Annotated in this window: 15 protein-coding genes; 9 read left to right on the top strand and 6 right to left on the bottom strand. The window is 43.6% G+C overall.

Going from position 1 to position 13,447, the window contains the following annotated elements:
* Positions 1-5 precede the first annotated feature (5 nt).
* Together CDG60_RS04285 and CDG60_RS04280 are read left to right on the top strand one after the other, a co-directional pair.
* Complete coding sequence (locus CDG60_RS04285; RefSeq protein WP_087513800.1) at positions 6-632, top strand: LysE family translocator; 627 nt, start codon at positions 6-8, stop codon at positions 630-632.
* Positions 633-778: 146 nt separating this feature from the next.
* Positions 779-1,048 (top strand): hypothetical protein, encoded by a 270-nt coding sequence (locus CDG60_RS04280; protein WP_087513801.1) that lies wholly within the window; start codon positions 779-781, stop codon positions 1,046-1,048.
* Between the two features lie 206 nt (positions 1,049-1,254).
* On the opposite strand, the gene CDG60_RS04275 is transcribed toward CDG60_RS04280, so the two are convergent.
* The 3 genes from CDG60_RS04275 to CDG60_RS04265 form a co-directional block, all read right to left on the bottom strand.
* Positions 1,255-1,923 carry an HAD family hydrolase gene (locus tag CDG60_RS04275; protein ID WP_087513802.1) on the bottom strand — a complete coding sequence of 223 codons (669 nt, stop codon included), beginning with the start codon at positions 1,921-1,923 and terminating at the stop codon, positions 1,255-1,257.
* Positions 1,924-1,961: 38 nt separating this feature from the next.
* Positions 1,962-2,381 carry a GNAT family N-acetyltransferase gene (locus CDG60_RS04270; protein WP_087513803.1) on the bottom strand — a complete coding sequence of 140 codons (420 nt, stop codon included), beginning with the start codon at positions 2,379-2,381 and terminating at the stop codon, positions 1,962-1,964.
* A gap of 86 nt (positions 2,382-2,467) precedes the next feature.
* Positions 2,468-3,706 carry a class I SAM-dependent methyltransferase gene (locus tag CDG60_RS04265; protein ID WP_087513804.1) on the bottom strand — a complete coding sequence of 413 codons (1,239 nt, stop codon included), beginning with the start codon at positions 3,704-3,706 and terminating at the stop codon, positions 2,468-2,470.
* Between the two features lie 102 nt (positions 3,707-3,808).
* Between CDG60_RS04265 and trhA the strand changes: the two genes are divergently transcribed.
* The gene (trhA, locus tag CDG60_RS04260; protein ID WP_087513805.1) at positions 3,809-4,453 is read left to right on the top strand and encodes a PAQR family membrane homeostasis protein TrhA; all 645 of its coding nucleotides are present in this window, start codon (positions 3,809-3,811) and stop codon (positions 4,451-4,453) included.
* Positions 4,454-4,597: 144 nt separating this feature from the next.
* A complete protein-coding gene (locus tag CDG60_RS04255; RefSeq protein WP_087513806.1) occupies positions 4,598-5,911 on the top strand; it encodes an MFS transporter in 1,314 nt (437 codons plus the stop codon).
* A gap of 68 nt (positions 5,912-5,979) precedes the next feature.
* Here the strand turns inward: CDG60_RS04255 and CDG60_RS04250 are convergent, their stop codons facing one another.
* Positions 5,980-6,324, bottom strand: a complete 345-nt coding sequence (locus CDG60_RS04250; RefSeq protein ID WP_087513807.1) for a hypothetical protein — start codon at positions 6,322-6,324, stop codon at positions 5,980-5,982.
* A gap of 248 nt (positions 6,325-6,572) precedes the next feature.
* Positions 6,573-7,583 carry a metallophosphoesterase gene (locus CDG60_RS04245; protein WP_087513808.1) on the bottom strand — a complete coding sequence of 337 codons (1,011 nt, stop codon included), beginning with the start codon at positions 7,581-7,583 and terminating at the stop codon, positions 6,573-6,575.
* 163 nt (positions 7,584-7,746) lie between these two features.
* On the opposite strand from CDG60_RS04245, the gene CDG60_RS04240 reads away from it, so the two are divergent.
* Positions 7,747-9,309, top strand: a complete 1,563-nt coding sequence (locus tag CDG60_RS04240) for a phospholipase D family protein (protein ID WP_227542924.1) — start codon at positions 7,747-7,749, stop codon at positions 9,307-9,309.
* Positions 9,310-9,377: 68 nt separating this feature from the next.
* Here CDG60_RS04240 and CDG60_RS04235 read toward each other — a convergent pair whose 3' ends face one another.
* Complete coding sequence (locus CDG60_RS04235) at positions 9,378-10,205, bottom strand: lysophospholipid acyltransferase family protein (RefSeq protein WP_087513831.1); 828 nt, start codon at positions 10,203-10,205, stop codon at positions 9,378-9,380.
* Positions 10,206-10,462: 257 nt separating this feature from the next.
* Here CDG60_RS04235 and hflX point away from each other — a divergent pair, with 257 nt between their 5' ends.
* From hflX to CDG60_RS04215, 4 genes are all read left to right on the top strand, one after another.
* Complete coding sequence (gene hflX / locus CDG60_RS04230; protein ID WP_087513810.1) at positions 10,463-11,809, top strand: ribosome rescue GTPase HflX; 1,347 nt, start codon at positions 10,463-10,465, stop codon at positions 11,807-11,809.
* 44 nt (positions 11,810-11,853) lie between these two features.
* The gene (locus tag CDG60_RS04225) at positions 11,854-12,225 is read left to right on the top strand and encodes a hypothetical protein (protein WP_087513811.1); all 372 of its coding nucleotides are present in this window, start codon (positions 11,854-11,856) and stop codon (positions 12,223-12,225) included.
* Positions 12,226-12,234: 9 nt separating this feature from the next.
* Positions 12,235-12,909 (top strand): LrgB family protein, encoded by a 675-nt coding sequence (locus CDG60_RS04220; protein WP_087513812.1) that lies wholly within the window; start codon positions 12,235-12,237, stop codon positions 12,907-12,909.
* Between the two features lie 89 nt (positions 12,910-12,998).
* Positions 12,999-13,445: a DUF2147 domain-containing protein gene (locus CDG60_RS04215; protein ID WP_087513813.1), complete on the top strand. Its 447-nt coding sequence runs from the start codon at positions 12,999-13,001 to the stop codon at positions 13,443-13,445.
* The last annotated feature ends 2 nt before the right edge of the window (positions 13,446-13,447 follow it).

Genomic DNA, 13,447 nt, shown 5'->3' with positions numbered 1-13,447 from the left:
TTCTCATGGACTCAGCTTCTCAACTTTTTATGTATGCAGTGGCACTCGGTATTGCTGCATTCATTCCAGGGCCTGGCATGACCGCTTTACTGTTCAGTACGCTCAGTCGTGGATGGCGTCAAAGCTGTCTGATGTTGCTGGGGCTGATCACGGGCGATTTCATCTATCTGAGTTTAGCGCTGTTCGGTCTGTTTCAATCCAGCGATTTTTTGCAAGGGATTTATTTTAAAGGGCTGATGATGCTCTGTTGTCTATATCTGTTCTATCTGTCCTGGAAATACTGGCACTTTAACCAGAACCTGTTGCCTGCTGATCTGCCTGAAACAGCACAGCAATCGAAAAACAGCTATATACACGGACTCTGGCTGACGCTGTGTAACCCCAAAACCATGTCATTTTACCTCGCACTGGTTCCTGTCAGTTTTGGCAATCAGATTCTCATTGAACTCACAGCGAAGATCTATCTCATCACCTGTGCCGTCTTAGTGCTGGTGGGTAGTTTTTATATCGGTTGCTCATTTCAGTTCAAACAGTATATGAACAACCTTTTTATTCAACGGCTACTCTTAAAAAGTGTGGCCCTCATCATGAGTGGGCTTGCTTTAAAAATGATGTTCAGTGAGTTCAGCTGACTGAATCAAGCAGATTTTCTGCATTTTCCTGCCTGAGATTAAATCCATAAAATATTCATGGCTTTTACATATTTTTTATACTCACAGTCAAAAATCATGTTATAAAAAGCGCCATGTTCTGATTCTTTTTCCTTTGGAATACTCCCATGTCTGATGCTGCTCAATCTGAAAAAATTGCGAATGAAAAGAAAGGCTGGAAAGGTCTGCTGATCGGTTTTATCCTCAGCGCATTTTTCCTCGGATTCTTTTATCTTGCGGTAAGCAATGAACCTGACTATATGCCGAGTCAGAAAAATAAACAGACTGATTCTTCCCAGCAACCTGCTGCCACACATGCACATGAAGACATGAAAATGTCTGATGCTGAAATGAAAAATATGCAGCACGGCGAAGCACATACCGAACATGCACACTGATTTCTGCTGAAACATAAAAAGGGCGTCATGCCCTTTTTTGTTGTCCTGTATTTCATATTTTCAGATAAAAACTCAGACTATCCGAAATATTCATGCTTAGAGCAAAGAGGTTTTCACGCATAACTGCATGGTTTTTTACTTTATTCAACCGCATTTATTTTTTTAAATTTCTACAGCTACCAAATCAGGAAAGTAAAGCCAGCAACTCAGCCCAGCAGATCAATTAAAGCACTCAACTCACTGAAATGATGCATATTCAGATCTGCACCTGAAAAATGTACAGTCGGATCTGGATGAAAGAAAATACTTTTCAGACCTGCCCTGTTCGCTCCCTGAATATCTGCAATATCATTGTCACCTACAAATACGCACTGCTCTGCTGACCGTTGCAGTTGCTGACATGCTTTATGAAAAATAGCACTGTCAGGTTTTCTCAGCCCAACCGCATCAGATACCAGTATGACTGAAAAGAACGTACTTAATCCCAGAGCCTGAAAATTATGTTCCTGAAACGGAGTTTTACCATTGGAAATCAGTCCGATCTGATAACCCGACTGATAAAGCTCTGAGACTGCCGCGGTGACACCCTCAAATGCGACTGAAAATTTATTCAGATCCTGAATGTAGCATTGCAGTAACTGCGTCATTGAATAATGACGAATACTGAATTCCTGAATCAGCTGTGTATAAACCACATCTTTCCATACTGAACCATTGGCATCCAGTTCAAGAAATCTGTGGATAAACTGATCTTTATGCACAGCCGGAACAAGCTGATAAAAATTGATCTGCCAGTTCAGGAATCTTCGGAGTGTCTCTGTCCGATTCAACAGGGTCTGATCCAGATCAAAAAGAACCGCTTTGATTTTCTTCATCCTTCACTCACCTTCAGCCCAAACCGATCAGGCTATGCTCAGAGTTCCATCGACATATTTTTATGAGGGATACCACAATCAGGATATTCTTCACCATAAGCTGTAAAACCCAGGCTTTCATAAAATGCAATCGCATAAACCTGAGCAGACAATCTGACAGATTTACGCTGTTCATCCCGGGCATGATCAATAACAGCCTGCATGAGTACCTTCCCCAGTCCAAGCCCACGACTGGACTTCAGTACAGCAACACGACCAATACTGTTATCCATTAACAACCTGGCTGTTGCAACAGGCCGCTCATCTTCATACATCACAAAATGCAGTGAAACTACATCCTGTTCATCCCATTCATCTTCAGCAGCAATCTGCTGTTCCTGAATAAATACCGCTTCACGGATCTGCATGGCATGCTGTGCCAGGTCTGACCATTGTCCCGAACGGATTTCACGGCTCATTACTTATTCATCTCCAAAACAAAACCACTTTACTGTCCATATCATATTCAGACAGCCTTAAGAGCACACAAGCAGATCTGTACTGCTCAGCATTTACATCCAATGCCCTGCATATCCCAGGCATCGTTCAGCAACAGTTCCAGTGAATGCTTCTGAATACCATACATTTCCTTCAAAGCCTGAATCTGAGCAAGAACCGTTTCATCCACCTGTTTAAAATCTTTACGCTTTGTTGCCAGGATCATTTTATTTTTACTGGTGTGTTCCAGTGCCACAAATTCAAATACTTTGGTATCGTAACCATAGGCTTTTAACAGCAGCGCACGGATTGTGTCTGTCAGCATTTCAGCCTGCTGCCCAGCATGGATACCAAACTGAAGCATTGGAGAAAGTACTTTTGGACTCTGCAACTGAGGGCGAAGTTCCTTATGACAGCACGGCGCACACATGATCATCTGTGCATTCAGGCGGATTCCTGTATGGATCGCAAAATCTGTCGCAACATCGCAGGCATGCAGAGCGATCATGACATCCAGTTTTTCAGGATGATATGTCCTGACATCGCCCTGAAAAAAGTCCAGCTGACCAAATTCAGACTGCTGTGCAACATCCTGGCAGAAGCCCACCATTTTTTCATTCAGCTCAACCCCGGTCACAAATGGCGTCTGCCCCTGTTTTGCCAGATAGTCATACAGTGCAAAAGTCAGATAACCCTTACCAGAACCAAAATCAACCACTTTTAGAGCTTCATCAGAAGTCTCTACCTGGCTGAGCGCACCTGAAAAAATTTCTACAAACTTATTAATCTGTTTCCATTTACGCGCCATGCTCGGAATGATCTGTGCTTTAGCATCCGTAATCCCTAAAGGCTGTAAAAAATAACTCTGCTGATCCACATAACGGTGCTTGGCTCTGTCGTGCCCCTGTTGCACAGTCGGATCTGGGCGGTTCGATGATGGTGCTGCACCAGAGGCTTTTTTACTCACAGTCAGCATGGCCTTTTTCTTGTTCTTTTTAAACTGATATTCCTGATCTGCCGTAAACAGATTTGCCTGTTTACAGTCAGCCAGTAAATGCTGAACGATACTGACTGCATCTGCCAAAGGATGGTTTTTGGTCACATCATTGGTTTTATAACGATACAGACAGCTCAGCACGTCCTCATTCTGAAGTGAAATGACTCGGCAGGTGATTTTTTCCAGATCTGCCAGTTCGCCTTTGTACTGACTGAGAATGATTCGATCAAAACTTTTATTTTCAACAGCTTGAGAAAATTCATTTAAGAGCTGAAGTTCCTGGGGAGTGATCGTTTCCAGTATGGACATGAGTAAAGCCTGATTTAATTTACCCTTGAAGTTTAAAGCGTCTTACCCTGAATTCAAAATTACATTACTATACAGACGTATATTTTATTGAATAAACATAAAATGAATAATGCACCGCTTCTTCCCGACTACGATGCAACAGAAGAAAAACTGAATTATCTCAGCCATGGTGCAGGCACTGCACTGGCACTGCTTGCGGGCATACTGCTGATTATTAAAGGGGCTGATCTGCCCACAGGACAATGGATCGGACTCTGGGTCTACGCACTGAGTATGGTTTTGCTCTTTGGTGCTTCCACGCTCTATCACATGTCCACCACAGCAGACAGACGCTACTGGTATAAAAAACTGGATCACACTGCCATTTATTATTTAATCGCCGGTACCTATACCCCATTTCTGTCCATTGCCATTCCAACAGCAAAAGCGCACGCTTTACTGATAGCCTTATGGCTGATTGCGCTAATTGGAACACTATTCAAGTTAATATTCATTAATAAATTTCAGAAAATTTCTTTAATTGCCTATCTCGTCATGGGATGGTTAGCCGTGCTGGTGATGGACGACATGCAGCGCTACCTAAGTGCTCAGGCTTTAACCTTACTGATCACAGGCGGACTTGCTTACACAATTGGTGCATTGTTTTATGCACTGAAAAGAGTAAGATATACGCATGCTATCTGGCATGTTTTTGTTCTGATAGGCGCTGGATCACATTTCTTAGCGATCTATCTTTACGTGATTTAACCTCCTCATTCTTCATTTCAGCGACCCTGAGCAAGTAGAATCAGAGTGGGTATTTCGTTGTTTTTTTAAGAAATTACGCCTTTTTTAAAAAGATTACGCTTTTAAAACTAAGCTTTTTTATTTTTAGTAAGTGTAAGGTTCAACATGGCGTCATCTGCTCCAGCTGCTCCACAGGAAGTAGCAACAAACTCTAAATTCCGTGTACTTACCGCCAGCCTGGTGGGTACGACCATTGAATTTTTCGATTTTTATATCTATGCCACCGCGGCTGTGATTATTTTTCCTCATCTGTTTTTCCCTGCAAGTACAGACCCAACCACCGCAACCATTCAGTCGCTTGCAACATTTGCCATTGCATTTATTGCCCGCCCAATTGGTGCTGCGCTGTTTGGACATCTGGGTGACCGTATCGGGCGTAAAGCCACACTGGTTGCGGCATTACTGACAATGGGGATTTCCACGGTCTGTATCGGTTTACTGCCGACTTATGCCCAGATTGGAATTATGGCTCCGTTGCTGCTTGCTCTGTGCCGTTTAGGTCAGGGACTGGGACTGGGGGGTGAATGGTCTGGTGCTGTTCTGCTGGCCACTGAAAATGCACCTGAAGGTAAACGTGCCTGGTATGGTATGTTCCCTCAGCTTGGAGCACCAATCGGTTTTATTTTAGCAACTGGCTCATTTCTGACCCTGGGTGCATTTATGTCTGAAGAAGACTTCATGCAGTGGGGCTGGCGTATTCCATTTATTTCAAGTGCGCTGTTGGTCATCATGGGCTTATGGATCCGTCTGAAACTGCATGAGACCCCTGCTTTCCAGAAAGTGCTGGATAAACAGAAAGAAGTGAATGTTCCTTTTAAAGAAGTCCTGACCAAACACTGGGGCATGCTGATTCTGGGAACCATTGCAGCCATCTGTACCTTTGTTGTGTTCTACCTGACAACTGTATTTGCACTGAACTGGGGAACTACACAGTTAGGCTATACACGTGCAGAATTTCTTGAGTTACAGCTGGTCGCAACGCTGTGTTTTGCCGCATTTATTCCACTGTCTGCCGTATTTGCAGAAAAGTTTGGACGTAAGGCAACCTCCATTGGGGTATGTGTCGTCTCTGCCCTGTTCGGTCTAGTGTTTTCAAGCATGCTGGAATCCGGCAGTACTGTGATCGTGTTCCTGTTCCTCTGCCTGGGACTTGCGATTATGGGGCTGACTTATGGTCCTATCGGTACAGTACTTTCTGAAATTTTCCCGACTTCTGTCCGTTACACAGGTTCAGCACTGACCTTCAACCTGGCGGGTATTTTCGGTGCTTCTTTTGCACCACTGATTGCAACCAAACTTGCAACCACTTATGGTCTGTATGCCGTCGGCTACTATCTGACTGCAGCATCCATTCTGTCACTGCTGGCATTCCTTGCTATCCGTGAAACAAAAAATGACGATGTAAACAATCAGGTTTAATCTGATCTGAAAATAAAAAAACCAGCGCTCTGTGTGCTGGTTTTTTTATACCGAATATTTTTCAGCAACTAATCTTCCAGCTGCATCTCCCCCATCATCAGCTCATAAGTATCACTGTACACTTCACGATCACCTCCTGCCCGATAATAAGCAGGAACTATATAAGTCACCAGATCATGAAATTCTTCAGTAAAATACAGATGACTGATCAGCATTTCACGCTCTTCTTCAGAAATCCCCAACCCACTGGTCAGTTGTTCAAATTTAGCTGAATATTGCTGTGCAAACTCATCATTTTCGACATCTACAGCCTGATTAAATTCTGCATCCAGTGCTTTTAAACCCTGTTCAAGCTGATCGGACTGTTGTGCTGTCAGACCGAATGGTCCCCCGACTTCATGATGAAACGCCATATTTTTATCCCCCTGTAATTTTTATAAATCCATCCATATCAGTATCAGATTTTTTTGCAGTTTCAGTATGGACTGATCAAAATATACTCTTAAAAAATGACAGAAAAAACAACTCTTTTATTTCAAATTTTATAACAGACGTTCTATTTATTTACAGCTGTAAAAACAGCACTGATTTTCCATCCAGTGCTGCTGGTCAGGTTGTAGCTATCAGTGAGAAATGAAGCTGATCTGAAAATCAAATAAAGTCAGATCAGTTCAATGATATCAATGGTCGGTGGAACACGGAAACGGAAAGGAACACCGACCATGCCTGTCCCGACCGTGACAAACACACTGGCATTTTCATGCTGATACAAACCTTTTTTATGCCCAAGGATGGAAACCTTTTTCATGACATAATCCGTCAGCCAGGGAAGTTCAACCTGACCACCGTGAGTATGTCCTGAGAGCATTAAAGGGCGGGTCGGTAACTGTGGCACCATATCCACCGTATCTGGATTATGGGAAAGAATCACCCAGGGTTTGTCCTGAGGCAATTCGGGCATATACCGCATATCGGTTTTTCCTGCCCATAAATCACCCACGCCCAGCAGTCTGAATTCATCAAATTCAACAATCTGCCCTTCAATATCCATGACATCATTACTGCTCAGTGCATGCGCCAGTAAGTCCTGAATGGGTGGTCCCGGATACTGTTCATCATGATTGCCATTGACCGAATAAACCGGAGCTTCAATCTGCTTTAAGATTGCCAGTTCTTCAGCCAGTTTATTTTCAGGTTCATAGGTCCAGTCACCAGCAACCACAACCAGATCAGGCTTCTGCTGATTGATTTTACGGACAATGATATTCAGCTGGCGTTCATGTCCTGAAAACAGACCGATATGTAAATCTGCGATCAGAGCAATTTTAACCGGTTTCTTCAGCGGCTGATTTTCAAGAATCGGATACTGCATAGTCTGAACTTTGACATGATGCGGCTCAATAAAACGCGCATAAACCAGCAGACCACTGATCAGAAATGTAAAAACAGCCTCATGCAGCGAGTAATAGCCACTCCATCCTGCATAAATACTGAATACAAACAAAGGAATAAGCAGATAGGAAAGATAAAAAGCCAGCAGATGTACAAATGCTTTAAATGGATGGACTGTTTCTGTCCTTGACTGACTCAACCATGCCTGAGACACTGCCCATACGGCAAGTAACCCAAAACAGACATAGAAATATACAACGATTGAGTGCGTTTCCCACATATTTTTACTCTACAGTCTTACAGTGTTTTTCAACTGTTCTTATATTTATCTTTTCACAGCTCACAATTATACTCAAACCAAATTTCGGCTATATGAATAAATTATGACATATCCTCACAGCAACAATACAGGACAATTCAGGACTTCCACAGGACAAAAGGGAATGTTGCTGATTTCGTGCTGCCTGCTGCTGGGGGCTCCAGGTTGCAGTACTTTACCTAAACAGGAAGCTCACCCTGTTGAGTTTGCCTTCAATACCGATACCGCACAAACTTCACTTGCCAGAATTGTTCTACCATTAAGAGAAAAAAATCCTCAGCTGACGGGCTACCATGTTCTTTACGATCCGTTTGAAGCGATTGCTGCCCGTCTGCACTTAATAGATAAAGCCGAAAAAACCCTGGATCTTCAGTATTACATATGGGACAACGATAAAATTGGGGCGCTGGCACTGCATTCAATTATCCGGGCAGCAGACCGGGGCGTCAAAGTCCGCCTGCTCATAGATGACAACAATGCAAAAAAAATGGAAGGAATTTACCTCGCGCTGAATCAGCACACCAATATTGAGGTCAGACTGTATAACCCTTACCGTTTCAGACATTACCGTGCCATGGATATGCTGCTGGATTTAAAGCGCATCAACCGCCGTATGCACAATAAAAGCTTTATTTCAGACAATCAGATTGCCTTGATTGGTGGTCGCAATATGAGTAATCAGTATTTCAATGTCAGTGACAACTACCAGTTTTCTGATGTTGATGTGATGCTTGTGGGAAATGCTGCCGATGAAATCATCCACTCTTTTGATGAATACTGGAACGATGATTATGCCTTTCCTGTACAGGAACTGGTGAACCCTAAGCACTACACCCTGCGTTTTGACAGTCTCAAGCAACAGGTGGAAGAACATTATCAGGAAGCCACTGTTCAGAACTATCTGGATCTGACCAACCGCTCTCAGGCATTTGAAAAATGGCTGAACCAGAGCATCCAGCTGGACTGGGTCAAAGCCGAAGTGGTCAAGGACTCACCGAGCAAAATTAAAGCAAAAGCAAAAAAAGAACAGCATCTGAATTTTCAGCTGATGGAACACTTGGAAAAACCACAACACAGTATTGATATTATTTCAGCCTATTTTGTCCCTGAAAAGAAAGGCGCTAAACGTCTGTCTGAACTGTCTGATGAAAATGTTCAGGTCCGTGTACTGACCAACTCATTTAAAGCCAATGATGTTCCACTGGTACATGCTTTTTATGGTAAATACCGTCAGCAGTTACTGGAAAATGATGTACAGCTGTACGAGTTTTTAGCCGCACCTGAAGCCAGTAACCTGAATGTCAATACAGAAGAAGTGGCTAAAAAAGCCAAAGTCAGCCTGAAAGGTCTGAGCCGTTCCAGCCTGCATGCAAAACTCATGAGTATTGATGAAAAGCAGGTTTTTATTGGTTCTTTTAACTTTGATCCACGCTCAGCTTATTTAAATACTGAAATCGGTGTGCTGCTGAACAGCCCTCAGCTGGCAAAAGCCGTACACCACACCATGGATGAAAACCTGAGCAAATATGCCTACAAACTGGTGCTTGATGCAAACAACAGTATTGAATGGCAACTGAAAAAACACGATGGCAGTGTCAAAACCTACACAAAAGAACCACGGATGAAATGGTGGCAAAAAGCAGGAGTCAAGCTGATGTCATTCCTGCCGATTGAAGGCTTTATGTAATTCTGACAGTGAGCGGGGCTGATCCTGCTCACTGGTTAAGTAGATGACCGTCACTTTCTGAGTATAAATTATGGTGCTTCAGCAGTATTTACAGGCTGGACCAACACCATCTGCTGAAGTTTTTCCAGCCCCTCTACCATTTTTTCCTGAACTTCTTTTGTCAGACTGTCCACAGTATGCCCCTGAACATCAATGGCATCCAGCGTCATCAGGTGTGCAGTCACTTTCGGCATTTCAAGCACATTCTTTACGTGCTCTACAAAAGTCATATTTCCAATAAAAGGTGCAACGGTATCCATCTGCCCATGCTGATTGACATAACAGATCAGACAGATCTGAACCGGTTTACCCGCTTCAATTGCCGCGCCCAGTATCCGACCATGCACTTTTTTGACTTTAGTCCCATCGGTGGTGGTCGCTTCAGGGAAAAACAGAACTGGAATATCCTGCTTTAAAAACGCAGCAATCTGTTCACGGATTTTGACTGAGTCGCCAGAACCACGCTTAATAAACAGTGTACCGCCACCTTTGGCAAGATTTCCCAGTACCGGCCATTTTTCAATTTCTGCTTTGGCAAGAAAGAAAACCCGTGCGCCTGAACCCAGTACTGCCACATCCAGCCATGAAATATGATTGCTGACCCACAGCGCAGGCTGGCGTGGAATTTCACCATGCACCTGAACCTCGACATTAAAAACCTGACTGAGCTGTCGACAGAAATACTGCACATATCGGGTATTTTTTGGATTGTTCGGATCTTTATATAAGCGATGGCGATAAACCAGATAAAACCCATTACTGATTGCGCCAATACCTGCAATCAGTTTTCTGGCATATAGAAAAAAACGGGAAATACCCTTTAATGAGGAGCTTCTGGTCTCAGATACTTGGTTCATAGGTTTTTCATCAATCACAGGCTTTACAGCTTTTAATCATTTATTTTGTCTCATTCTATACTGATCAGTTTTAACTTGCATTGATATTAAAAACTCAAATTTCTGCTCTGTAACCAGTGCTGCATATTGAGTGAAGTCTGAATTTTCATGATTTCTGTTTCAGTAACTTTTTGCAAATCAGGGTTAAACAGCGCATCCGACGAAATATCGCTGTATTCCTGCCTTCAGCATGTTTTAAACTAAAACAAATATTTTCCATGAGTAAGCCATCAGTGATCGAACTTCAGCAAAAAAAGCACAGTGAAAAAGTCATACTGGTCAGCGTTGCTGTGCAAATGCTCGAAGATCTCGACACAGAAGAATTTGCCCTGCTTGCACATTCAGCAGGTGCTGACATTCTTCAGCATCTGCATATTCAGAGAAACCGTCCAGATTCGCGGTTTTTCATCGGTTCAGGTAAAGCCGATGAAATTGCAGAGCTTGTTTCTGAACTGGAAGCTGAACTGGTGATCTTTGATCATACACTGACGCCCTCCCAGGAACGGAACCTGGAAAGAATCCTGAAATGCCGTGTAATAGACCGTACAGGGCTGATTCTGGATATTTTTGCGCAACGTGCAAGAACACATGAAGGGAAGCTCCAGGTTGAACTGGCTCAGCTGGATCATCTGGCTTCACGTCTGGTCCGTGGTCGCAGTAACCTGGACAGCCAGAAAGGTGGTATCGGCCTGCGTGGTCCAGGTGAAACCCTGCTGGAAACAGACCGTCGTTTACTGCGTATCCGCATGGGACAGCTGAAAGACAAACTTGAAAAAGTCCGTCTGACCCGTATTCAGGGGCGTGCTGCCCGACAGAAAGCCGCTGTTCCTACAGTGTCACTGGTCGGTTATACCAACGCAGGAAAATCCACCCTGTTCAATATTCTTGCAGGCTCAGATGTTTATGCAGCCGATCAGCTGTTTGCCACACTGGACCCAACCCTGAGACGACTCGACTGGGATGGAATCGGGGCACTGGTACTGGCAGATACCGTTGGATTTGTCCGTAACCTGGCACACTCCCTGGTCGAATCATTTAAAGCGACTCTGGAAGAAACACTTGAAGCGACACTGCTTTTACATGTCATTGATTCCAGCTCGCCCGATATGATGGAACAGATTGAAGCCGTTGAAAAAGTATTAAAGGAAATTGGAGCTGATGCCCCTGTTCTTCAGGTCTATAACAAAATTGATGTTACAGGTGAAGATCCTAAAATTATTTATGCAGAACCAGACTGTCCAGGACGTGTCTATGTTTCTGCACATTCATCCCAGGGGCTGAACCTGCTGAAACAGGCGGTTCAGGAATGCTTAACCGGACAGATTCAGAGTTTTGACCTGACCCTGAAACCTGCTTATGGAAAACTCCGCAATCAGTTATATGCCCTCAATGTCATTCGGACTGAAAGTTATGATGATGCCGGTAATTTACTGCTGAATGTCAGGATTTCTCCTCAGAAACTTGAACAGTTAATCCGCCAGGCTCACCTTCCAATGGAGGAAATACTGGGGAACAAAGCTGAATATTTCAAAAGACCACTTGAAGAATTTGAAATCAAAAGCTAAATCGGTTAAAACGTGATAAGTATAATTTTAACATCAGATCAAAAATGGACTGGATCAAAAATATCGACTGGACAGCCTGGATAGGTACAATCTCGCTGATTATTATTTTCCGCGAAGCATCTGTATGGATCATGGCACAGTTTCATCATCCAGAACTGGGCAATCTGGTCGGGTTGCTCAGCTTACTGTCTGTGCTTTTACTCTGGCGGAAATTCAGAAAAATTCCAGCTCGGCTTGTAGATACCAACAACAAAATCATGAAAGAAAGTGCTTTTGCATTTTTACCCATCAGTGCAGGCTCACTGATCATGATGGTACATATGGGTAAAGAAATTCCTGCATTTCTGCTTGTGCTGTGTATCAGTACACTCATCCCGTTATGGGTCTATGCAAAAATGGCAAAAAAGTGGTTATAGGAGAAGCACATGATCGCAGTTTTATATGGATTTCTCATCACCCTTGTTGCCTACCTGCTGGCTAAACCGCTGAACCGGCGTATTCCTCAGATTCCCATCATTGTTTTTGGCATGTTCTTTATCATTGCCCTGCTCTTTGTTTTTGGCATTCCCTATGAAAACTATATGAGTCAGGTCAATCCGGTTTTCAACAATCTGCTTGGATATGTCACCGTTGCTCTGGCCATACCACTGGCTGCCATGCGTTACGACGACCTGCCATTAAAAGCAATGGTCGGTATTCTGGTTTTTGCAAGTATCAGTGCTGTCGCCATTCCGATGGGGCTTGCATGGCTGCTGCACATGTCAGATGCATCCATCATGGCATTTGCAACACGGGCAGTCACCACACCGATTGCTATCAATATCGCAACACTACTGCATGCACCGATCAGCATGGCTATTCTGATTGTTATTCTTTCTGGCGTACTTGGTGCTGCATTTTCTCCGTGGATACTTCGTCATATCAACGATGAACGGGCTTCGGGACTTGCTTTAGGGCTTGCAGCTCATGCCATTGGAACAGCGCAGGCATGGCAGCGTGGCAGTGTTGCAGGGCGCTATGCAGCCTTTGGCATGGCGGTAAATGCGGTGTTCACTGCAATATGGCTGCCAACCTTCATACTGTATTTACAGAAAATGTGATTGATCAGTCACATGTAAACAGTTGTATAGTTTAAAAAATAATCCTAAGATGATTTTGGGGATTTTAAATTATCAGAAGGAACGTTCGGATGGGGAAGATTAAACTTGCTGCTGCAATTGTGTTTTCAGCGCTCAGTTGCACGGTTTTTGCTGAAGATATTTCGGGAACATGGAAAAATATTGATGACAAAACAGGTTCATCAAAAGCAATCCTGGAGATTCGCCGTGAGGCAAATGACACCTTTACTGCCAAAATTGTAAAGGTGACACCTCGTCCTGGTTATACACCAAGAGAGACCTGCGTAAACTGCCCTGCACCTTATACAGACAAACCTATTTTAGGACTGGATGTTCTTAAAGGACTTAAAGATACCGGCAATGGTAACTTCAGCGAAGGGAAAATCATTGATCCTTTATCCGGTAAAATTTACAGTACCAAAGCAAAGCTCAGCAACAATGGAAAACGTCTGACTTTACGCGGTTATGTCGGTGTATCTGCGCTGGGTCGCAGCCAGACCTGGATCAAAAGCGATTAAAA

This window comes from Acinetobacter chinensis (assembly GCF_002165375.2).
In the GTDB taxonomy this organism is placed as follows: domain Bacteria; phylum Pseudomonadota; class Gammaproteobacteria; order Pseudomonadales; family Moraxellaceae; genus Acinetobacter; species Acinetobacter chinensis.
Note: the sequence above shows the minus strand (reverse complement) of the source record. Positions and strands in the feature narration are given on the sequence as shown.